At 42.1% G+C, this 23,509-nt stretch carries 16 protein-coding genes; 10 read left to right on the plus strand and 6 right to left on the minus strand.

The features are described 5' to 3' along the window. Positions 1 to 13: 13 nt before the first annotated feature. The 4 genes from NYE72_RS15545 to NYE72_RS15560 form a co-directional block, all read right to left on the minus strand. Complete coding sequence (locus NYE72_RS15545) at positions 14 to 1,774, minus strand: ABC transporter ATP-binding protein (protein WP_076316420.1); 1,761 nt, start codon at positions 1,772 to 1,774, stop codon at positions 14 to 16. Beyond that, the gene (locus tag NYE72_RS15550; protein WP_339209949.1) at positions 1,771 to 3,525 is read right to left on the minus strand and encodes an ABC transporter ATP-binding protein; all 1,755 of its coding nucleotides are present in this window, start codon (positions 3,523 to 3,525) and stop codon (positions 1,771 to 1,773) included. Before NYE72_RS15550 ends, NYE72_RS15545 begins: the two co-directional genes overlap by 4 nt. 119 nt (positions 3,526 to 3,644) lie before the next feature. Continuing rightward, positions 3,645 to 4,700, minus strand: coding sequence for a HAMP domain-containing sensor histidine kinase (locus NYE72_RS15555; protein ID WP_081382441.1), 1,056 nt, complete (start codon positions 4,698 to 4,700; stop codon positions 3,645 to 3,647). After that, the gene (locus tag NYE72_RS15560) at positions 4,697 to 5,371 is read right to left on the minus strand and encodes a response regulator transcription factor (protein ID WP_036677195.1); all 675 of its coding nucleotides are present in this window, start codon (positions 5,369 to 5,371) and stop codon (positions 4,697 to 4,699) included. The genes NYE72_RS15555 and NYE72_RS15560 overlap by 4 nt, the downstream gene beginning before the upstream one ends. Before the next feature lie 324 nt (positions 5,372 to 5,695). Between NYE72_RS15560 and NYE72_RS15565 the strand changes: the two genes are divergently transcribed. Both NYE72_RS15565 and NYE72_RS15570 read left to right on the plus strand, forming a co-directional pair. Further along, positions 5,696 to 6,661, plus strand: coding sequence for an aldo/keto reductase (locus NYE72_RS15565; RefSeq protein ID WP_339209952.1), 966 nt, complete (start codon positions 5,696 to 5,698; stop codon positions 6,659 to 6,661). A 36-nt stretch (positions 6,662 to 6,697) separates the two neighbouring features. Further along, entirely contained in the window at positions 6,698 to 7,549 is an 852-nt protein-coding gene (locus NYE72_RS15570) for an aldo/keto reductase (protein ID WP_036677189.1), read from the plus strand. A 119-nt stretch (positions 7,550 to 7,668) separates the two neighbouring features. Here NYE72_RS15570 and NYE72_RS15575 read toward each other — a convergent pair whose 3' ends face one another. After that, complete coding sequence (locus tag NYE72_RS15575; protein ID WP_326047152.1) at positions 7,669 to 9,165, minus strand: glycoside hydrolase family 43 protein; 1,497 nt, start codon at positions 9,163 to 9,165, stop codon at positions 7,669 to 7,671. A gap of 174 nt (positions 9,166 to 9,339) precedes the next feature. Between NYE72_RS15575 and NYE72_RS15580 the strand changes: the two genes are divergently transcribed. The 8 genes from NYE72_RS15580 to NYE72_RS15615 all read left to right on the plus strand — a co-directional run bounded on the left by NYE72_RS15580 (position 9,340) and on the right by NYE72_RS15615 (position 22,369). Beyond that, entirely contained in the window at positions 9,340 to 10,254 is a 915-nt protein-coding gene (locus NYE72_RS15580) for an ArsR family transcriptional regulator (RefSeq protein ID WP_076099187.1), read from the plus strand. 154 nt (positions 10,255 to 10,408) lie between these two features. Beyond that, complete coding sequence (locus NYE72_RS15585; RefSeq protein ID WP_178944207.1) at positions 10,409 to 11,428, plus strand: phosphotransferase; 1,020 nt, start codon at positions 10,409 to 10,411, stop codon at positions 11,426 to 11,428. A 70-nt stretch (positions 11,429 to 11,498) separates the two neighbouring features. Next, positions 11,499 to 12,422, plus strand: coding sequence for an aminoglycoside phosphotransferase family protein (locus tag NYE72_RS15590; protein ID WP_326047153.1), 924 nt, complete (start codon positions 11,499 to 11,501; stop codon positions 12,420 to 12,422). A gap of 235 nt (positions 12,423 to 12,657) precedes the next feature. Continuing rightward, entirely contained in the window at positions 12,658 to 15,309 is a 2,652-nt protein-coding gene (locus NYE72_RS15595) for a discoidin domain-containing protein (protein ID WP_339209956.1), read from the plus strand. 286 nt (positions 15,310 to 15,595) lie between these two features. Next, positions 15,596 to 18,211: a phosphoenolpyruvate synthase gene (gene ppsA / locus NYE72_RS15600; RefSeq protein WP_339209958.1), complete on the plus strand. Its 2,616-nt coding sequence runs from the start codon at positions 15,596 to 15,598 to the stop codon at positions 18,209 to 18,211. Between the two features lie 92 nt (positions 18,212 to 18,303). Next, the gene (locus NYE72_RS15605; protein ID WP_038571215.1) at positions 18,304 to 18,912 is read left to right on the plus strand and encodes a TetR/AcrR family transcriptional regulator; all 609 of its coding nucleotides are present in this window, start codon (positions 18,304 to 18,306) and stop codon (positions 18,910 to 18,912) included. A 172-nt stretch (positions 18,913 to 19,084) separates the two neighbouring features. Then, positions 19,085 to 20,410 carry an amidohydrolase family protein gene (locus NYE72_RS15610; RefSeq protein ID WP_076105761.1) on the plus strand — a complete coding sequence of 442 codons (1,326 nt, stop codon included), beginning with the start codon at positions 19,085 to 19,087 and terminating at the stop codon, positions 20,408 to 20,410. Between the two features lie 138 nt (positions 20,411 to 20,548). Continuing rightward, positions 20,549 to 22,369: a M20/M25/M40 family metallo-hydrolase gene (locus tag NYE72_RS15615; RefSeq protein WP_076274526.1), complete on the plus strand. Its 1,821-nt coding sequence runs from the start codon at positions 20,549 to 20,551 to the stop codon at positions 22,367 to 22,369. A gap of 17 nt (positions 22,370 to 22,386) precedes the next feature. On the opposite strand, the gene NYE72_RS15620 is transcribed toward NYE72_RS15615, so the two are convergent. Further along, a complete protein-coding gene (locus NYE72_RS15620; protein ID WP_076099179.1) occupies positions 22,387 to 23,196 on the minus strand; it encodes a MerR family transcriptional regulator in 810 nt (269 codons plus the stop codon). Between the last annotated feature and the right edge of the window lie 313 nt (positions 23,197 to 23,509).

Consider the following 23,509-nt stretch of genomic DNA (forward strand, 5'->3'; position numbering starts at 1 on the left):
GTTCAACTAGGATTTAAGAGGCTTGATCAAATTGGCTATTATAAAGCTCCGCATAGAAACCATTTTTGGCAAGTAGTTCTTCGTGGCTGCCGCTTTCCAGAATATCGCCTTCCTTCAGAACCAGAATCACATCGGCGTTCTTAATGGTTGAGAGTCTATGCGCAATAACAAAGGAGGTTCTTCCTTCCATAAGCTTATCCATTGCCTGCTGAATCAAGAGCTCTGTTCTTGTATCGACTGAGCTTGTAGCTTCATCGAGGATGAGCATTGGAGCATTCTTGAGCATCGCGCGGGCGATGGTAAGCTGTTGCTTTTGGCCGGTGGATAAATTAACCTTGTCATTTAGTATGGTATTGTAACCGGCACTTAAGGTCTGAATGAAATGATGCAAGCCTACCGACTTACAAGCATCTTCAACTTCTTTATCGGTTACACCTGTTTTGTTGTACACCAGATTTTCCCTGATAGTGCCCTCAAAAAGCCAGGTGTCCTGCAAGACCATACAGAATAGATCATGGATGTTTTCTCTTGTTAAGCTGCTGATGGGGGTATCATCAATATAAATCTCTCCGCCCTTTAATTCATTAAACCGTATTAGAAGATTTATCAGTGTAGTTTTACCTGCGCCGGTAGGGCCGACTATAGCAATTTTTTGCCCAGGCTTAATCTCTGCAGAAAAATCTTTAATCACAAGTTTATCTGAATTTTCATAAGCAAATTGCACATGTTCAAAATCCACTTTGCCCGTTGCAGTTTTAAGATGTCTTTCTTTATGACTTTCATTGTCCATTTCATCAGCATCGAGGAACTCGAAGACACGTTTGCTTGCCGCAGAAGCCGATTGCAGACTTTGTGCGGCTTGAGCAATCTGAGAGAGCGGTTGTGTAAAGTAACGGACATACAGTATAAAGGCTACAATGACCCCAAAGGATATCGTTCCGTTCATAGCAAGTACAGCACCAACGACACAAACGGCCACAAAACCTAGATTGCCTATAAACATCATAATCGGCATCATAAGACCGGAGAGGAACTGCGCTTTAAATGCACTATCTTTAAGATTCATATTCAGGGATTCAAATGTATTGCGCATTTGTGATTCACCATTGTAAGCTTTCACTACAGTATGTCCTGTATATACTTCCTCCACATGACCATTGATTTTCCCTAAGTATTCTTGCTGACTTTGAAAATACTTTTGGGATTTTTTCATAATTGCCGCTATGAGGCCAAAGCCAATGATAGTTGCAACAACCGCCGTAATAGTCATGATCACATTTGTTTTGAACATCATGATGATGGATCCCGTAAAGAGGGCAAGGGCAGTTACCAGTGTACCGACGCTTTGGTTTAAAGCTTGCCCGATCGTATCCACATCGTTGGTAACCCGGGACAGAATGTCACCGGTTGTAGAATTATTATAATAAGAAATCGGAAGTTTGTTCATTTTGCGTGAGAGATCGGCTCTTAAGTTTTTGGAGACCTTTTGCGTAACTGCGGACATAATTAATCCTTGTACCAAAGATAACACAGCGCTAAGGATATAGATAAATACAAGGAAAAGGCCGATAGAAGTTACTGCTTCCATATCAATTCCGGTGACGAGGCCCGCCGTGATCAAGTCTGTCATCTCCGAAAGCTTATCCGGTCCAAGCAAAGTCAGAACCGTACCGATTGCTGCACTAATAATAGCTATAAGGACTACAGGGATATATTTTCTGCAATAGTGGAGAAGTTTGCTCCACGTGTTGAGTTGCTCTTTGCTTTTGTTCATTGAGCTAGCTCCTCCTTTGAAAGTTGTGAGTAAGCAATCTCTTGGTAGACATCACAGGTCTGCATCAATTCATCATGTGTTCCCATGCCTGCCATTCGTCCGGCTTCCAGTACAATGATTTTATCTGCGTCTTTGATTGTACCGATCCGCTGCGCAACGATTAGTATCGTCGTACCGCTAGATTTCTTCTTCAATTCACTACGCAATTTGCGATCCGTCTTATAATCAAGTGCTGAGAAGGAATCGTCGAAGATCAATATTTCAGGACGACGGGCAATGGCTCGGGCAATGGAAAGACGTTGCTTTTGACCGCCAGACAAGTTCGTACCGCCTTGAGAGACATGAGCCTCGTAGCTTCCTTCCATCTTTTCAACAAAATCTGAAGCTTGAGAGGTGTAAATGGCATCTACAACATCAGAGGACAGATCACTGCCATTGTCGCCAAAAGCAACATTAGAGCTCACCGTGCCGCCAAACAAAATCGCTTTCTGAGATACATATCCCATTTTATTGCGCAGTGCAGTTTGCTCATATTGGTTAACATTAATACCGTCCACCAACACTTCACCTGCTGTAGCATCATAAAAGCGAGGGATCAGGTTCACTACAGTGCTTTTTCCGCATCCGGTTGAACCGATGAAGGCCACAGTTTCTCCTTTTTTCACCGTAAAGCTGATATCCTCAATAACGTATTCTTCTGCATCCGGATATTTAAAGCTGACTTTTTTGAATTCGACTTCACCCAACCGATTTGTCTTGGAGGTAGTAAGTGATCCGTTCTCTAAGCTTGGCTTAGTATCCAACACTTCATTGATTCTTTTAGCGGATACATGGGCACGAGGCATCAGGATAAAAATCATGATCAGCATCATGAATGCCATAACCACCTGCATCGCATAGGATGAGAAGACAATCATATCTGAAAATAAGCCCATCTTCGCCGTACCATTGGCATTTTGAATCAAAATAGCACCAATCCAATATATTGCGAGACTTAAACCGCTCATAATGAGAGAAATACTTGGCATCATCATGGACAGTACATTGTTGGCAAATAAATTCGTTCGGGTAAGCTCGCTGTTGGCTACGCTAAATTTATCTTCCTGGTAACTTTCCGCATTATAAGCACGAATGACACGAAGGCCTGTAAGATTCTCTCTTGCAACACGATTAAGATTATCAGTCAGTTGCTGCAATTTTTGGAATTTCGGAAGCACAAGCACGATCACTATGCCGACAATAAGAATCAATACCCCAATTGCGACACCGGTAGCAAGCGACCACTGCCAACTCTTGCCTGTAATTTTGAGCATTGCCCAAACGGCAAGGATGGGAGCCTTCACCAGCAGTTGCAGACCAATGACAATTAGCATTTGCACTTGTGTAATGTCATTCGTTGAACGGGTAATTAAACTAGCTGTAGAGAAGTTGTTGATTTCTTCCATAGAAAAAGACTGTACCTTATCAAACAATTTGGAGCGTAATCTTGAAGAGAAGTTAGCGGCAATTTTAGCGGCGATCCCTGCCACTATGATTGATGTAGCTAAGCTGCCGAGGGCACAGAGCAACATCCAGCCTCCGGCTGTAATGATTTCGCTCATTTCACTTCCTGGTATCTGTACAAGACGAGTAATCTCGCTCATATAACCGGGCAATTCCAGATCCAGCCATACCTGTGTGACAATGAACAGGATGCTGATACCGATTAGGGTCCATTCCTTCGGTTTTAAGTACTTAAGTATAGTTACCATACATCTGACTCCTTTATGTGGCGTTGCTTAAATGATAACGAAAGAAGATAAACTGAAAGTTAACTTTTCTGAAAAATGAAAAAACCCTGAAAGAACGATGAGGTTCTCCAGGGCTCGTACTATATTCCAATCGGAATCGTTACTGTAAATGTGGTTCCTTGTAATGGAATGCTTTCGCAAGAAATGGTTCCATTGTGTAGATGAATGATTTTTTTAACGATTGCTAATCCAAGTCCATTGCCTGCAGTCGAGTGGGAAGTATCCTGCTGATAAAATTTATCGAATATCTTGGGAAGAGCCTCCGGATGAATACCGCTTCCGCAGTCACGAACTAGAATCACCAGGTTATCTTCGTTTTTCTTCATGTTAACTTCAATTTCGCCATGTTCAGGAGTGAATTTAATCGCGTTATCTAATAAATTTAACCAAACCTGATTTAAAAGCTCTTTATTGCCGGAGAGTTCATGATCCTGAATATTAACGTTCAGCTTCAGGTGCTTCTTCTCAAATTTGGCAGCCAGCAAAAGCACAGATTGGCGAATTTGTTCCCCAACATTAAACCTCATTTTGTTTGTCAGAATCTTTTGCGTCTCAACCTGCGTCAGCTCCAGCACATTCGAGGCAAGGGAGGCAAGTCTGGTCGATTCCTCAATGACAATATCTAGATATTCATTCCGTTCTTCTTTGGTAAGATCATCGTTCTTTAAGACTTCGGCAAACCCTTTAATAGATACAATCGGTGTTTTGAATTCATGGGAAAAATTATTCACAAAATCGGTTCGCAGAATTTCAATACCCCCAAGCTCTTCAGCCATCCGGTTAAAGTTCTCTGATAGAATTTCAAACTCCGGCGGGCTTTTGAGCTGAAGCCGCATGGAGAAGTCACCGCTGGCAAGACGCTCTGTGGCCTCAATAAATAACCGGATGGATTTTACCATTTTCCGGCTTGTGATGGCTGATATCGTGGTACCGATAATTGTACAAGCGATTAATACCATTATGGGTAGTACGAATCCATCCTGGGCAAGCTCTTCGTTCAACAAACCAAAAACCTGTGCGAGAAAGAAGAGTAGTCCTGTAATCACAACGGTAATAAGAAAGATGAAAAATATGATAAGAGAAAAATAGATGGGAAGGCTGATTCTGTTGCTGAGCTTGTTACTTATTTTGCTCACTGGCTTCGCACCGCCTTGTATCCAAGACCTCTGACGGAAACCAGTTCAAACTCTGGATAAGCGTCAAACCGTTTCCGCAGGCGATTGATATGTACATTAACGGTTGTATCCGTACTTTCACTTTCCATGCCCCATATTTCGTCCATAAGCTGGATGCGCGTGAAAATCCGTTCAGGATAGGACAATAACTTATACAACAAATAGAATTCTTTTTGCGGAAGCGTTTGTTTCTCGTCCTCCCGGGTTACTGTCAATGCGTCATAATCAAGGATCACTTTACCCACTACTAATTTACGGGCACTTGCGATTTGCGAACGGCGAAGCAGCGCTTGGATTCTGAGCAGCATTTCTTCGGTATCAATGGGTTTGGTCATATAATCATCAGTTCCAATCCGGAACCCCTTTTTCTTATCTTCAGGCAGCTGTTTTGCTGTAGCCATAAGAATGGGGACCAAGCTATCGGCATCTCTTACTTCCTTGGCGAATTCATAACCATCCATATTAGGCATCATAATATCCAGAATGATCAGATCAATATGTTGTGAATCTAGGACCTCCAAAGCTTTAACTCCGTCTTCAGCAGTTACTACATCGTATCCTTCGCGTTTCAGAACAGCTTCAAGAAGTCTTCTTACATGCTTATCATCTTCAACAACGAGTATGTTAATCATTACTGTTCACTCCAATAGTAGGTTTGTATCCATTATTACCTGTGGGGATTTTGTTTTAAAGGGAGCAGAATCAATATTTATCTAATCTTAAGATTTGGTTTGAAATCCTTGTAGTCGCTATAAAGTGACTCATATATCTGTCTATTCGTTAAAATGAGAGGAATAGGCAATGATTTAATACTATTATGATATCTGTTTTGTGAAAAATTGTTGCATACTAAAATAGTACCCAAACTAATTTAGCTGGATTAACGTGCTGAAAATAATGCAGACTACGTCGAACGTTGAACTTTGACTGAACTTCATGCGAAAGGAAGATCACAGATGCAAATGCGTAAATTAGGAAATAGTGGCTTGGAAGTTTCGGCAATAGGGCTTGGCTGTATGGGAATGGATCATGCCTATGGAAAGCCAGCAGATCGTAATGAAATGGTTAAATTAATTCGCAGAGCAGTTGAACTAGGATGTAATTTCTTTGATACTGCTGCTTTTTATGGACAATCCAATGAGGAATTAGTAGGCGAAGCTCTTGCACCACAAAGAGATCAAGTTGTGATTGCAACTAAATTTGGAATTTTAGGACAAGAAGCTGTAGACGGTCAACCTCAACTTATTTTAAATAGCACACCAGATTCTATTCGTGAACAAATAGAAGATTCATTAAAAAGGTTGAAGGTTAATTGCATTGATTTATATTATCAGCACCGAGTGGATCCGAATGTCGAACCTGAAGCTGTCGCAGAAACAATGAAAGATTTAATAGCTGAAGGGAAGATTAAAACATGGGGAGTCTCAAATGCACCGATTGACTATATGAAACGAGCACATGCTGTATGTTCGATTACTGCAACCCAAAATCAGTACTCCATGATGTGGCGTGAACCAGAAAAAGAGTTGTTTGAACTATGTGAAGAGTTAGGAATTGCTTTTGTTGCTTACAGCCCATTAGGAAATGGTTTCTTAAGTGGTAAATATACTAAGGAAACCAAATATGATGAAGATGACTATCGAAGTTTCATGGGAAGATTCAAACCTGATGTGATTGATCATAACCAAGTGTTATTAGATTTAATTACTCAAGTTGCAAAAAGTAAAAATTCAACACCGGCTCAAGTCGTATTAGCGTGGGAATTAGCTCAAAAACCATATATCATTCCAATTCCAGGCACTACAAAATTAAACAGATTAGAAGAAAACCTATATGGAGCTGATCTGAAATTAACAAAGGAAGATGTAGATAGACTAAATGAAGCTTTGTCTAAAATGGAAATTGATAGTACACACTTCTAACTAGAGGTGTATCATCAACTAATAGGAGGATTTTTTATGCAAAAAGTTATTTTGAACAATGGTGTTGAAATGCCGATACTTGGTTTTGGAGTTTTTCAAATTCAAGATGAAGCTGAATGTGAACAAGCTGTTTACGATGCGATCATGTCAGGTTATCGACTGATAGATACCGCAGCCTCTTACCTAAACGAAGAAGCGGTGGGAAGAGCCATCAAACGGAGTGGAGTACCAAGAGAGGATCTATTTATTACTACGAAATTATGGGTTCAAGATACCGGATACGAACGTACAAAGGAAGCATTTGAAAAATCCCTTTCAAGATTGCAACTTGATTATTTGGATTTGTATTTAATTCATCAGCCCTTTGGCGACGTGCATGGTTCTTGGCGGGCGCTGGAGGAATTGTACCGTGAAGGAAAAATCAGAGCGATTGGCGTAAGTAACTTCCAGAACGATCGTCTGATTGATTTGATTATTCATAATGAAGTAACGCCTGCCGTTAATCAAGTTGAAACACATCCATTCTGCCAACAAATTGAAAGTGCTGCATTCATGAAAGAAAACAATGTTCAGATCGAATCATGGGGTCCATTTGCTGAAGGTAAAAACAACATGTTCCAGAACGAAGTTTTAGTATCAATAGCTCGAAAATATAATAAATCTGTTGCCCAAGTGGTTTTACGCTGGTTGACGCAAAGAGGAGTTGTTGTGATTCCAAAGTCTGTCCGGAAAGAAAGAATAATTGAAAACTTTAATATCTTTGATTTTGAATTAAATTCAGAGGATATAGAACAAATTGCGCTGTTAGACACAAAAGAGAGTTTGTTCTTTTCACATAGAGATCCTGTAATGGTAAAAGCGTTAAGTACTAGGAAGCTGGATATCTAATTTTTCTTAGGATCTTATTGGTTTTGATAAAAGAGGGGTTAACCATAATTAAGGGGTTAACCCCTCTTTTATTTATAAGAACACCCTTAGCCTTGAACAGTTCATTCTAATTTGGAGGTTTAAGAATAAAGGCAGCTAAAATTTGTGAATATCGCATTATAATCTTGATCTTCTCCAGTGGCGTACAAACCAATAAGCACACCTGTGAATCCTCCGGCTATTTCAGAGGATAGATATTTGGTATGCGCAGTTCCGAGTAAGATCTCAGTACCGTCTACCTGGATATAAAAGTGATAATGCGTTGGACTGCTTTTGATAATTAATGAAGCATGGTTGCATTGACCTATATTTTTTGTTTTTTCAATGGATTTGATATCTCCGATATTCAGCCGTTCGATAATCTCATAACCCTCTGGATGTTTACGCAAGGCCAAGTCATAATGGTGATTTTCGTCCATGTAAAGCGTAATTCCGGCTTCACCATTCGTAAGGCTGACTTCGCATGAAATAATCGCGTTAAAGTCTTTTTGACGAATACCAATAAATGTCGGGGTAGCCGGGATATCTAACGTTATTGGAGTTCCTTTAAGCTTTATTTTATCAGCTTCTAACCGATAATCTTCTGTAACCGGGTGACGCAGGTAACACCAGTCCAAATTCCAATCTGTGTTCTCGAACGTATAGACTTCTTTCTCCTGCTGAATAACTGTGTCCGCAATACGATCAGTCTCGAAACTTATAAGAGTGGTACCTTCATGGCCTGCTGTAAACCATCCATCCTCGCCAAAGGTAATCGGAGTTAGAAAAACCTCGCGCCCCAAATGGTGATAGGTAAGATACTGGCCAGTCTGCCGGAAACCAAGATGTAACAGCCACCAATCCCCCTCATGATCTTGTACCAAATCTCCGTGGCCAACACCCTGAAGCTCGTAACCGCCTAAATTTCGATTAGTCAATACGGGGTTATGCGGGTAGGCTTCGAATGGGCCAGCAGGAGAATTGCCCCTTGCATAAGTAACCATATGCCCATATTCGGTTCCACCCTCAGCTGCTAGCAGATAGTATTGTTCATTAATTTTGTATAAATGAGGACTCTCCAAATAACGCCCACCGGATCCTTGCCAGATTGAACGGCTTGGCGACAGCTTCTGCCCAGTTTCAATTTCAATTTCACATTGGACAATACCATTAACTCCGTAATCGTCTGTCCCATTACTCATGAAATACGTTTTGCCGTCTTCAAAATACAAGTCCGGATCAATACCGCCTTGATCTACATTAATCGGATCAGACCATTCGCCGTAAATATTGTCAGTCCAGACATAGAAGTTCTGGCGCAAAGTGTCATTAGTGGTCGTCATGTAGAATCGTCCATTATTGTACCGCAGGGTGGGGGCGAATACACCACCGGAACTGTCCACAGTATCCAGTTGAATCTGGTTTTTTCGGGTTAAGCAATGACCGATTTGGGTCCAATTAATTAAATCTTTGCTTTCAAAAATCGGAACACCGGGAAAATACTGAAAGGAACTGCAGACCAAATAATAAGTGTCTTCAACTTTACATGCGCTGGGATCAGGATAAAACCCTTTGATGACCGGATTATTGTATTTCATTTTTCCACCTCATTAATAAATTTATATAAATATGAATTCAATATATTTAACTACTAAGAAAATTAAACACTATTGCTTATAGGTTTTCAATGAATCGGGGTTGAAGATATACGTTATATTTATTAAATTAATATATATGTAATTTCAATAAGCACAGGTCAGGTGATTATGATGATGATCAAAGCAAACGGTGAAGCAAAATTCATGGCGTTGTATGAAGCGCTGGCAAGCGAAGTCAGATGGAGGATTATGAGCCTCATTGCAGATAATGAAATGAATGTGAAGGAGATCGCGGCTAAGTTAGAGCTTAGCCCTTCCATAGTTACTATGCATATCCGAAAGCTCGAACAAGCTGGACTTACAGGAAGCCACAGGGTACGCCTAAACGGAGGAACGCACAAAATGTGCTTCCTTAAACAAAAAAGAGTTGAGATCGAACTCCCCACTGCCACTCAAACCCCGAGGATCAGAGAGCAGACCATTTCAGTCGGTCATTATACTTCGTTTGATGTTCATCCTACATGTGGTCTTGGGACACAAGAGAAAGAAATTGGGGTTTGGGACGATCCCCGCTATTTTCTGGATCCCGAGCGGGTCAACGCCGGCATTTTGTGGTTTGGGAGAGGTTACGTAGAGTACAAAACGCCTAACTACTTACTTCCCGGTCAAATGCCCGACGCCATCGAGATTTCAATGGAAATTGCTTCTGAAGCCCCGGGCTTGAGAGATCATTGGCCTTCGGATATTGAGTTCTTTTTTAACGGTGTGAAGCTTGGAACCTGGACCAGTCCGGCAGACTTTGGAAGAGCGGCACGAGGCATATATACTCCGGATTGGTGGCATCGGAATGTAAATCAATACGGGTTATTGAAGACGATCCGCATTGATACTTCGGGCACATTTATTGATGAAGAAAGGATGTCGGACATTACTGTCGCAGATATTTTGCTACGGGAACAGTTCTGGACGCTTCGGTTCGCAGTTGACGAGAAGGCTGTTAATGTTGGTGGTTTGACACTTTATGGGGCTGGATTCGGTAACCATGACCAAGATATTTTAATTCGTGTGTACCTAGGAACGATGACCTAATGAAGCAGGATATTTCAGTTATAGTTGTTTTCTCCATCCAGTTTATCAGCTGGAACTGGTAAACTATCCATATATTGAAGAAGTGGAGAGGAGAGATATTCTGAATTATAACGAGGTTATTAAAATTGCTGATACACACATACTTCCATTAGTGATGGAATTGTACGGATTGGAAGGTTATGAAATCAGGCTTATCAATGCACATGAAGGAGGACGGAATGTTGCATATAACTGTGATAAAGCTGATTCTGAAGCAAAAATAATCAGAATTGCCTTCTTAAGTGACAGAAGCCGAGAAGATATTCTGGGTGAAGTGGAATATATCAGGTATTTGTACGAGCATGGCGGCAGTGTTTCGAATGTGGTCAACTCCCAGAAGGGGAATCTGCTGGAAACGATAACCCTTAATAATCATACCTTTTTTGTCTGCTTGTTTGAAAAGGCCAAGGGGGGTATGCTCGTGGAAAATAATTATCAGTATCGGGAAGGCGTTCCTATTACGGAATACTATTATAACTGTGGCAAAGTTCTTGGGAAAATGCATCAATTATCGAAGGGATATACGCCTGTCCATTCTCGGTATGATTTTTTTGATAAATACAATGCCGATTATATAGATAAGCTAATACCTGACTCGTTATCTCTGCTGAAGGAGAAGCTGGTAGATCTCCTTACAACGTTAGAAGGGATGGACAGGGATCACGAGTCTTTTGGGATGGTCCATTTTGATTACTGCGATGGGAATTATATGATCGATTTTAATACAGGGCAAATAACTGTGTTTGATTTCGATAACTCCTGCTTTTGTTGGTATATGTATGACCTGGCAAATCTCTGGACACTTGGAGTGGGCTGGATACAATTTGAACAAGATACTGATAAACGCAAAAAGTTTATGGATGATTATTTTAAAACAGTCCTTGATGGCTACAGATCCGAGACCAGGATCGAAGATTCGATGTTAGGTACATTGCCATTATTTATCCAAGTAACCCTCATGGAAAACATCGTTGATGCATTCGAGGTAATGCGGAACAATGGTGAAGAGCCGGAATGCGATGAAGAGCTGTCATATCGTATAAAATGTCTAGAAGACGATATCCCATATGTAGGATTTTTCCATGAAATTTACTCATGTGATGAACCCTTTGAGTATGAGGAACGAGATATTTAGGATAATGGTGTTTTTGATATGCTGCGGATAAATTCATAGTAGACTCAAATAAGCAGGAGTTGGAGTAAAAATGGCTTACGAAAAACCGGAATTGACCATGAGTGAAATTGAAAAAGTACTGTGGAATCATCTTGGACAGGGAGCGGCTGAGATTACACCGATGTCTGGCGGCAATATTAGCAACGTGTTTTCTTTTATTCTCGAAGGAAAAGACTATGTTGTGAAATTCAGCGATTTGGAACGAGCATATGAGACCGAACAATTTGTATCCAATTTGCTACTCGACCAAGGTATCCCTTTCCCGAAATGTTTGGGGTTAGGGAGGACTAATCAGTTAACCTATTTGATCATGGAGCGAATGGAAGGTCGCAATCTTTCCGATTGTACAGCAGAGGAACAAACCCGGCTGATGCCTGAAATTATCGGCATTTTAACAAGAATGGCCGAAACGGATATTGGGGGAACTAACGGGTATGGTTGGATCGGGCCTGAGGGCAATGGCTCCTATTCATCTTGGAAAGACTTCGTCATTGCCGTAAATGCGGAAGATCAGACGGGGACATTCTGGGAGAATTGGCATGAACTCTTCCGCACGTCTTGCTTGGAAAGAGACGTATACGAAGAAATCTATAGTCGTTTGATGACCTACGTACCCTATAATGAATCTAATAGAAGCTTTATACACGGAGATTTTCAACAGTGGAATATTTTGTCCAACGGAACAAGGATAACCAGCATTATTGATGGAAATTGCATGTATGGCGATTCTCTCATAGACCTTGCGATTCTCGACAAGCATATGCCTTGGTGTAATGTCATTAACGCGTATCAAAACTATCAAGAGAAAGCTAGAATAGTGACCCCGAATTTTGAGGAGCGGCTAATCGGTGCCTATTATTTTAAGGGACTCGATGGACTTCGATTCTATGCTAAGATGGGCTGGACAGATGCTTATCAGGACACACGGCATTTTCTTTTAAACCTAAAAGCGTAATAACTATACACTTTACCTTATCCTATACATTTACATTTACTAGCCGCATAATTGCGGCTTTTTGTATATAAATATCAAATTTATAGGAGCAAATTCCCCACTGAGATTATTGACCTTAGACTTACGACCTGTAATAATTGCACCTGAACTTGCCATTAATCCACTATCTATAGCTTTGTTCAACTTGATAAAATGTAAGCGCAATCATTTAATCTATCGATTGGAGGAGTATGGCATGAAAAAGATTGGGGCAGGTTTTATATTCTTACTTGTGATGTGCGCAGTCTTATCCACAACTGCGTTCGCGAAACAGCCTTATTCATCCTATTGGTTTCCGGAGCAATTGCTTCAGTGGAGTCCGGCATCCGACCCGGATGCGGCATTTAACCGGAGCACAGTCCCGCTGCAGGACCGTTTTGTAGCAGATGGAGTCAACGCTCATGCAACCAAAGCGCCAAAAGTCATGGCTTTATCAGCACTTAACCCGGGAACAAGCGGAGTTCCATCGCAGGGTTCAAGCAAATTCGAAGCTAACACATTTACCTATTGGCAATATGTTGACAAGCTGGTCTATTGGGGTGGTTCCGCGGGCGAAGGGATCATAGTACCTCCAAGCGCTGATACGATCGACGCGGCTCATAAAAATGGCGTGCCGATCATCGGAACGGTGTTCTTCCCACCAACCGTATATGGCGGGAAGTATGAATGGGTCAAGCAGATGCTTCAGCAGAATAGTGACGGCTCCTTTCCCGCTGCTGACAAGTTGATCCAGGTTGCGAGCCATTACGGATTTGACGGCTGGTTTATTAACCAGGAGACTGAGGGCGGAACACCGGCCGACGCACAGCAAATGAAAGCTTTCCTAAGTTATCTGGAATCACACAAGTCAAATTCTATGCACATCGTATGGTATGATTCCATGACCAATGAGGGCAGTATCAGTTGGCAAAATGCACTTAACGACAAGAATGCGATGTTCCTGCAAGACAATAAAAAGCAAATAACGGACAGTATGTTTCTGAACTTCTGGTGGAAGGATCTTAAAAGCTCGGCAGAGAAGGCTAGAAGCTTGGGCAGAAGTCCATATGACTTGTATGCAGGCATCGATGTCGAAGCCAAGGGTTACGATACAAAGGTGAACTGGAATCTGTTGTTTCCGGATAAAGATCCTGCCGTTACTTCCCTTGGTATTTACCGCCCGGATTGGGCTTTTAACAGCGCAGAGAGTATGGAAGATTTCTTTGTACGCGAGAACAAATTCTGGGTGGGTCCAAACGGGAATCCGAGTAACACCTCGAGCGATCAAGCCTGGAAAGGTATCGCAAACGATGTGATCGAATCATCATCAGTAAATGAGCTGCCTTTCACCACTAACTTCAACACGGGAAGCGGACAGAAATATTTTGTACGAGGGAAGCAGGTGCGGGATAAGGGCTGGAACAACCGGAGTCTGCAGGATATTCTTCCCTCCTGGCGCTGGATCGCAGACAGCAAAGGTACCCCACTTACACCAGTGCTCGATTGGTCCAATGCATATTACGGCGGCAGTTCGCTGAAGGTATCAGGCGTGCTGAACCCTAACAATGCGACACATCTGAAACTCTACAAGACCGACCTTAAGATCGAAGCAAGCACAAAGCTGTCTATTACGTACAAAACACAAAATAAGCCAAGCCTGAAGGTTGGTCTCGCTTTCGCAGACCATCCCAACCAATATGTCTTCCTTAACGTGAAGGATAAGACATCGCCAGACTGGACTACTGAAACATTGAATTTGACCCCATACAAAGGGAAACGGATCGTAGCGTTGTCACTGTATTTTGACTCTAAGGATGCGATTAATAATTACAACATTCAAATTGGCCAGCTCTCTATTCAAAATGCTAATGACTCGATCAAACCATTGCCCGCGGTTCGCGATCTTAAGGTCACTCAATCCGATTTCCGCAATGGTATTTATGGAGACGCCCGATTACAGTGGAAACAGCTTGACCAGCAGGTCAAACAATACGAAATCTATCGTGTACTGCCAGATGGTAGTGAAATGTTCATAGGTGCAACACCAAATCATGTGTTTTACGTTCCTGAGATACGAAGAATAGACAAAGAAACGGTCACAGTATTGAAGGTTGTTGCCATCAATGGAAGATACGAGCAAGGTCAACCCTCTAGCGTGAAGATCAGCTGGCCGGATTATCCAAAGCCGATTGCGGAGTTCAAGGCTGATCGAACCCTAGTGGCTCCAGGCGAGAGCGTAAACTTCACCGACCTGTCGACTGAAGTGACAGAAGGATGGTCATGGACCTTCGAAAGCGGAAGCCCGGCGGTCAGCACATCGAAGAACCCAGTTGTGACATTCGCTCAGGAGGGCGTTTATAGCGTGACGCTAACTGCAACCAACAGCTCGGGCCAAGACACAATTACGAAAAAAGGGCTCATCACAGTGAGCAAGGAAGCTGGCGCAGTGAAAAATCTGGCACTTGGTAAAACTGCAACAGCCGATCATGCCTGCGGGGAAAAGGAAGGGGCACCTAACGCCGTAGATGGTAAAGTGACGGATAACAGTAAATGGTGCGCAATTGGCAATCTGCCCCATTGGCTTCAGGTTGACCTCGGCGCCGAACATCAACTCAGCACTTTTGTCATCAAGCATGCTGAGAGCGGAGGAGAGTGGTCCGGTTTTAATACCAGTGATTATACGATTCAGGTCAGCAGCGACGGAACGAACTGGACGGATGTTGTCAACGTCCAAGGAAACTCGGCTGCCGAGTCGACTGATTCAATTGCGTTAGTAAAAGCCCGCTATGTAAAATTATTGATTCTCAAACCTACGCAGGGAGCCGATACAGCAGCGCGGATCTATGAGTTTGAAGTGAAGGGATTATAATATACCCTATTACGACATTCTAATATTAAAGCAAATAAATCGTAGGCCACTTGAGGGGCTGCGGTTTATTTGCTTTAACACTAATGATAGCTGAAATCAAAAAAAAGAACCTGATTTATCTCATCAGATTCTTATATATTGCATATGAAAAGACACGATGATATAATCAACTCACGACTGATATTCAAAGGTTAGGCATAATAATTGCATCTTATATATTTATATTATCATGCCGTTAAATTCTTGTCAATTTTTTTCTCAATTTAATAGTTAGGAGCGATAATAAATGCGTTCTTTAGTTCTCGGTTTTCAGGAAGTGGACAATACACAGCTTTTGCTCGTTGGCGGAAAAGGGTTAAATTTAGGGAGATTATCAAAAATAGAAGGAATACAAGTACCAGAAGGATTCTGTATTACAACAGTAGGATATCACCAAGCCCTCGAACAGAACCAAACGTATCATGCTTTGTTGGATCAACTAACTATGCTAAAAGTAGAAGATCGGGATCAAATCGGTGAAATCAGTAGGAAGATTCGGCAAATCATTATGGAAGCAGAAATTCCTTCCGATGTTGTGAAGGCAGTTTCTCACTATCTCACCCAGCTTGGTGATGAACATGCTTATGCAGTGCGTTCTAGTGCCACCGCTGAAGATTTACCACATGCCTCTTTTGCAGGTCAACAAGATACCTATTTAAATATCATCGGCATAGAAGCAATCCTTCAGCATATCAGCAAATGTTGGGCTTCTCTATTTACGGATCGTGCCGTAATCTACCGTATGCAAAATGGATTTGACCACAGTCAAGTTTATTTATCCGTTATCGTTCAAAGGATGGTTTTTCCACAGGCTTCAGGGATTTTATTTACCGCTGATCCGATTACTTCTAACCGGAAACTGCTATCCATCGATGCTAGTTTTGGACTTGGCGAAGCACTGGTCTCTGGCTTGGTATCTGCCGATTGTTATAAAGTACAGCAAGAGAAAATTGTCGATAAGAGAATAGCAACCAAAAAATTGGCTATCTACGGACTAAAAGAAGGCGGAACAGAGACCCGGCAGATCGACCTCGAACAGCAAAAGACTCAAACACTTACTGAACAACAAATTTTAAAAATAGCAAGGATAGGCAGACAGATTGAAGCCTATTTTGGTTGCCCACAAGATATCGAATGGTGTTTGGACGAGGATACATTTTATATCGTCCAGAGTCGGCCAATCACGACTTTATTCCCCATCCCTGAAGCGAATGATCAAGAAAACCACGTTTATGTATCTGTTGGTCATCAACAAATGATGACAGATCCCATGAAACCGCTGGGATTGGCTTTTTACCTGTTAACGACTCCTGCACCTATGCGTACAGCTGGCGGAAGATTGTTTGTTGATGTCACATCAAGTCTTGCTTCACCTGGCAGCAGAGAAATGATCATAGAAGCATTAGGTAAATCTGATCCCCTCATAAAAGACGCACTCATAACCCTCGTAGAGCGAGAAGATTTTATAAAATTTTCGGCAGATAATGAAAAAGCTTCTACTCCGAGTAAAAGCAATACAAGCCTGCCACCTAGTGATTCTCAAGTACAACTCGAAAATGATCCGACAATCGTTTCTGACCTCATTAAGAGCAACCAAGCATCGATAGAAGAGCTGCAACAAAACATTCAAACCAAATCAGGGGCGGAGTTGTTTGATTTTATTCTGGAAGATATGCAGCAATTAAAGAAGATTCTATTCAACCCACAAAGTATGTGTGTGATTATGGTGGCTATGGATGCTTCAGCATGGATTAATGAAAAAATAAATGAGTGGTTAGGTGAAAAAAACGTAGCAGATACGCTTTCTCAATCTGTACAGGGCAATATTACTTCGGAAATGGGTCTGGCGTTACTCAATCTCGCTGATGTGATTCGGCCTTATCCGGAAGTCATTGATTATTTACAGCAGGTTAAAGACGATAATTTCTTAGATGAACTGGTTAGTTTTGAGGGTGGGCAGGAAACCCAAGAGGCTTTCTATGACTATCTCAGCAAATACGGAATGCGATGTACCGGAGAAATCGATCTTACAAGAACTCGTTGGAGCGAAAAACCAACTACACTTGTCCCCATGATTCTTAGTAATATCAAAAACTTTGAACCTAATGCTGGCCATCGGAAATTTGAGCAAGGTCGACAGGAAGCTTTGAAAAAAGAACAAGAGCTATTAGATCGATTGAAGCAATTACCCGATGGTGAACAAAAAGCTAAAGAAACAAAACGAATGATTGATCTCATCCGGAATTTCAGCGGGTTTAGAGAATACCCCAAATACGGTATGGTTAATCGCTACTTCGTTTATAAGCAAGCTTTATTAAAAGAAGCCGAACAACTCGTACAAGCAGGAGTTATTCCTGAAAAAGAAGATATATACTATATAACGTTTGAAGAACTTCGCGAAGTCGTAAGTAGATGCAAACTGGATTACCAGATCATCAGCAAACGAAAAGAAGAGTACAAATTATATGAAAAACTAACTCCACCACGTGTTCTCACGTCTGATGGTGAAATTATTGCGGGTAAGTACAACCGAGAAAACCTCCCAACAGAAGCTATTGTAGGTCTAGCGGTTTCTTCTGGTGTTATAGAGGGACGAGCGCGTGTCATCTTAAACATGGAGGATGCTGATCTAGAAGATGGAGATATATTAGTTACCTTATTCACTGACCCTAGCTGGACTCCATTGTTTGTATCTGTAAAAGGCCTAGTTACTGAAGTTGGTGGACTAATGACCCATGGGGCAGTTATTGCGCGTGAATATGGCTTACCAGCAGTTGTCGGAGTGGAGAATGCTACCAAATTGATAAAAGATGGGCAACGAATTCGTGTGCATGGTACAGAAGGCTATATCGAAATATTGTAATGGTTGAATCACGAATGTAGTTTGACAAATCGAATCTTTTGAATTATTTTTAATAGTGAATCATTAATTCATTATTAAAGGTGAGGGGCAATATGCAGTCTAAAAAAGACGAAGTAAAACAGGAAATTGAATCCGCTGCTTTAAAGGTATTTTTCCGAAAAGGCTTCTCTGATGCCAAAATGAATGATATTGCCGATGAAATTCAAATTTCTGTTGGCAATATTTATACTTATTTTAAAAATAAAAAAGAGTTGTTCTATTCGGTTGTTCCCCCGTCTTTAGTGGACTATTTGAAGAATGTGCTAGTGGAAAATATTCGTATCGATAACCAGACTTTTTTTGATGATGTTAATAATGAGAAAAAATCAGCTATCGTTCAAGAGCAAATAAATATATTAACCCAGTACAGCAGGCAGATTGTCATTATTTTTGAAAAGAATAAAGGGACCGTATATAGCAATGCCAAAAACGAGCTGATCGATCTGATGATCGAAACTAAAAGACCCTATATAAAAGATCATTATAAAAGATACGAAATCGGAACCGAAGAAAATATGATTCTGCTGAAGATCATCGCGAACAATGTCATCAATATGATTCTGGATTTATTAAAGCACGAGATGAGCGCCGATAGCCGGAGAAGGATTTTTGAGGCATTAAGCTTATACTGGCTACATGGACTAAAAAGCTTAAACGAATAACATCAATGCACCGAATTTAGGTGTGGGGTAGAACTGGGGCGCAACGCAGCAATGAGGGACAACCAAGTGGATATGCACATTTAGCATCTACGAGGGTCCCTATTTTTTTAATCCAATAATGAATTATTTATTCATTATTGGGCGGTGTAATCAAGAAACGGGGGAAGTTACGATGAAGACAGGTTATGCGTTTATGGACTGTAATGTTATTTATGGAGATGCGAAAAAAGGGACTGATTCCCATATGACGATTTTGATTGATGAAAACGGCTTGATTCAGGAGATCGGGAAAGCAAGCGCTGTAACTGTCCCCACCCATTTCCAAACGATCGATTGTTCGGGGAAATATGTGATGCCCGGTCTCATCAACGCGCATGTCCATCTTTTTGCCGATGGTAAGCCGTTTACGCTGTCTGCCAGTGAAGGGCTGCTGAATTTTGCGTTTCATCATATTTTGGATACGAGACTGGGCAGAAACATGTTGAAGAGACGGATGAAAAAAAATGCCCTAACCGCACTGCATTCCGGAGTAACAACGATGCGTAGCGTAGGTGAATTTTTTTATACTGATGTTCAGTTGAGGGATGAGATTAAGGCAAATCAATCTATTGGACCTAATCTTTTGGTATCTGGGTATTTCCTGAGCGTAACGGATGGCCACGGTGCACCTTATTTGGCTTTGGTCGGTGATTCACCATGGGAAGGGAGAAGAAATGTAAGAATCAATGTAAAAAACGGAGTGGACCTAATCAAAATATGTGTAACTGGCGGGGTCACCGATGCCAAAAGGATCGGAGAAGCAGGCCGCTTGCAAATGACGGAAGAAGAGGTGGCTGCCATTTGCGAGGAAGCTCACAAAATTGGGATGCGTGTGGCGGCACATGCAGAAAGTACCGAAGGTGTAAGAGTTGCGTTAAAGGGTGGAGTGGATACTATTGAACACGGCGCGGAGATGGATGAGGATATGATCAGGCTGTACAAAAATAATCCCAGAGCCTTAAAGGGCTACACCGCTGTGATTCCTACTTTACAAGCAGCTTATCCCAGTGCGAAATTAGATCCGATCCTGACAAAGTTGAATACAACCATTAAGGAAAATGCCCGGCTTGTGTATGACTCTATGTTAACAGGGCTACAGCAGGCTATAGAACATGATATCAAAATCGGTGTGGGAACGGACGCTGCTATGTCCTATGTAACCCACTATGATCTTTGGCGTGAGCTTGATCATTTCATGCGACAAACAAAGCTGAACGCAAGTGAGGTTATTGAACTAGTAACCAAATCAAATGCAGATATTTTGGGAATCGATCACCTGACAGGTTCTATAGATGTGGGCAAATATGCGGATTTAATCATGATGGAGCAAAACCCATTGGAGAACATAAAAGCTTTGTCTGATGTAGCTATGGTTATGGTCAGAGGGAATTTAATACAAACACCATCTGTGACCAGAATTCAAGCAGTGGACGAGCTGCTGGATACGGTTTGGATTTAGGAGTTACTCAGCTATTCCAAAACAAAAGAAAAACCCCCTCTTTACTATGGAGTAACTCCATACCTTATGATACCCTTTGTCAGGACAGATGACCTATGTAAGCCTGCAAATCATCAATCACTCAAAGGAGACAAGGATATGGATCAACAATTGAAGCAAAAGAATCAGTTAAAACAAATTAGCGAGATAATAATGAATTGGGTCGAACGTGATGAGGAGAAGATTGTTCAGTTCTTCTCAAGTCTAGTTAAATATGAAACCCCTAGCCCTCCAGGTGATACGCGTGAGGCAATGGCGATGGTTCAGAGTTACCTCGACATCGAAGGACTTCCGTACAGGCAAGTCAACGCCAAAGATACCATGCCAAATATCATTTCTGTGGTGCAAATGCCAAGCGAGGGTAGGCATCTGATGTTCAACGGACATCTCGATGTACTGCCTGCTGGAGATGAACCCGGGTGGACTGACGATCCATGGAGCGGAAAGATTGTGAACGGTCGGGTATGGGGACGCGGGACGTCAGATATGAAGGCAGGCGTAACGGCGATGCTTTTCGCCTACACGTATCTATCACAATTACGCGATCAACTGAAGGGCAAACTATCGCTTACCATCGTCTCCGATGAAGAGACTGGATATGGACGGGGCACCGGCTTTATGTTCGAGCAGATCGAAAGCGAAATGGAAGCCGACTGCGTCCTCAGCGCCGAACCCTCTGGAACGGATGCGATTTCGTTCTCCTCGAAGGGTTACATGCAGTTTTCTGTACGAGTGGCGACACGGGGAGCTATATCCGGGTATCCTAACGAAAGCAAAAGCTCGATCCGTATCGCCACCGATATCATCCTCGACCTTGACGAGTTGGAAGGTATCGAGGTAGACGTTCCCTCCTCGATTACGGATATACTCTCTAATCCGCAGCGGCGTGAACAGTACAACGAGTCCAGAGGAGAAGGTGCGGCTGAGATTCTGCCATTAATCACGGTTAATGTTGGTACGATCGAGGGTGGCAATTCACCTAGTGTCATTTCACCTGATTGTATATTCTCGGTATCCGTTGTTCTTCCAGTCGGAGCTGATCCGTATACGATTTTCTCGAAAGCCAGAGATATTGTTGCTCGCTATCCCGAAGCAGAAATCAAATTGGAAGGCGTCGATTCGGCGGATGTATCGGATCCAGACAGTGAGATGGCTAGGATCTTGCAGGAGACGGTAGAAGATTTGGGGTGGAACAAACCGGTGCTGGTTCCTGATGTTGCAATTTCCGATTGTCGGTACTGGCGTTATCGTGGTACGCCTGCTTTCTGGTATGGTCCGGACGGAAGCAATTGCAGCGCGGCCAATGAGTCGGTATCGATCAAGGAATTGCTGCATCTGGTTCGCACCCATGCCTTAGCGGCAACGCAGTACCTCATGAATAATTATATAGAAGAAGACACAGAAGAAAAAAGTGTTGAAGGATCAGCAGTGTCTGAAGAAAAACCTAAGATCGCTGCACACAAACCAGAGATCAAATCGCTGCCGGCTCTGCGCGTCGCCCGCATCATGGCAAAAGCGAAGAGCTTTAATCACATCAACCCTATCATTGGTCCAATGTTTAATCAGCTCTACCTCAGCCTTACCCAGGCAGGTGTGATTGTTGGTGCGGTATCGCTAGCCACCTTTGAGGAAGCCGTGGACGGTAACGGGTTAATTGTGACTGCCGCATTCCCTGTCGGACCAGAGGTTGTCTCCAGAGACGGATTCGAGGTCGTAGTTCTCTCTGGTGTTGAAGCGGCTGTAACGACGGTGCACCGTGGCTCAGAAAGCACTGCTGCCACCTGGAATAATCTCCGACGTTGGATTAGTAGAGAGGGGTATCGGCCTCAGGAAGTATACCGCGAGTTCTACATCGTGGCTCAACCGAATCCGCAAGAGCTCTGGGCTACCGAGTTGCAGCAACTCGTCACACGACGCTAAGCTATAAATTAAATTTTCTACTTTATAGCAAGACTGATTTTCGTGACAAAGTCTTCTTCTCTATTGGTTGACAATGCATTGACCAAATATTCTTCATAAGCATTACCGGATACATGAAACCCTCTATCCCTAATTTCATTTAACAGGAACGGATAAACTTCCGTTATGCTCTCATAGCTGCCTTTATGATAAAGAATGGCATAAAGACCTGCGGATTTTAATTCGGCATTCGGAGTTTCAGTGTGAACAAACAAACGTTCAACTCGGTTAAACCGACCATGCAAGATATCCTCTTTGCTAGTCACAGAACCAATGAAAGCTGGACCTTTCATTCCTGTTTGCTCTAAAAAAACTTCATAATCGTAATTCCATTCTTCGTTAGAGGTATCACCGGTACGTGGATTCGGGGCACTATATATCACGTGTTCCTCCGGTAATTCAACGATTGTAACTTCACCTAGTGTGGTATTTATTAATTCTTCTGATATGGATGTCAACTTCGAAAGGAACCAATAAATTTCTTGTAGCTTTTTAATTTCTTCTTCCACCTTTATGAGTTGTTCTTCAGCAAGCTTGGTCAATTTCTCCGAGGAAGGTGAACTGAAATAGCTCTTCAGATCTTTAATAGGAAAGTTCAACGATCGGAGTGATTGTATAGCCCAAAAGGTATCGAGCTGCTGTATAGTGTAATATCGATATCCGTTATCGCTTATTCCTGCTGGTTGAAATAGCTTTATTTTGTCATAGTAGAACAATGTATCTTTTTTGATTCCGAATAGCTTAGCAAATTCACCAGTATAAAAATTCGTTAGATTTTTTCTAATCATGAGTAAATTATCCTTTACTATAGAGTAAGTCCATACCCAATAGTACCATTTGTACGGAAAGATATCATTTATACTGCGGTTTAGATGTAGTTACGATTGCCATTCCACAGATCACAGAACAAGAAACTTCCGTAAACATGCGAATCGATACAACGATTCCTACCACAAAAAAGCCATACTGATTAACCAGTCTTTTCTTCTTTATTGCATACTACCCGGTATGAATAACTATAAGCCTGTCAGCCTTTCTGGTCGGGAAGCTTATTTATTATGATTCCTGTAAATAACGGACCCGCCTGAAGGGAATTCTAGA

This window comes from Paenibacillus sp. FSL L8-0333, from assembly GCF_037965665.1.
Classification (GTDB): domain Bacteria; phylum Bacillota; class Bacilli; order Paenibacillales; family Paenibacillaceae; genus Paenibacillus_AQ; species Paenibacillus_AQ odorifer.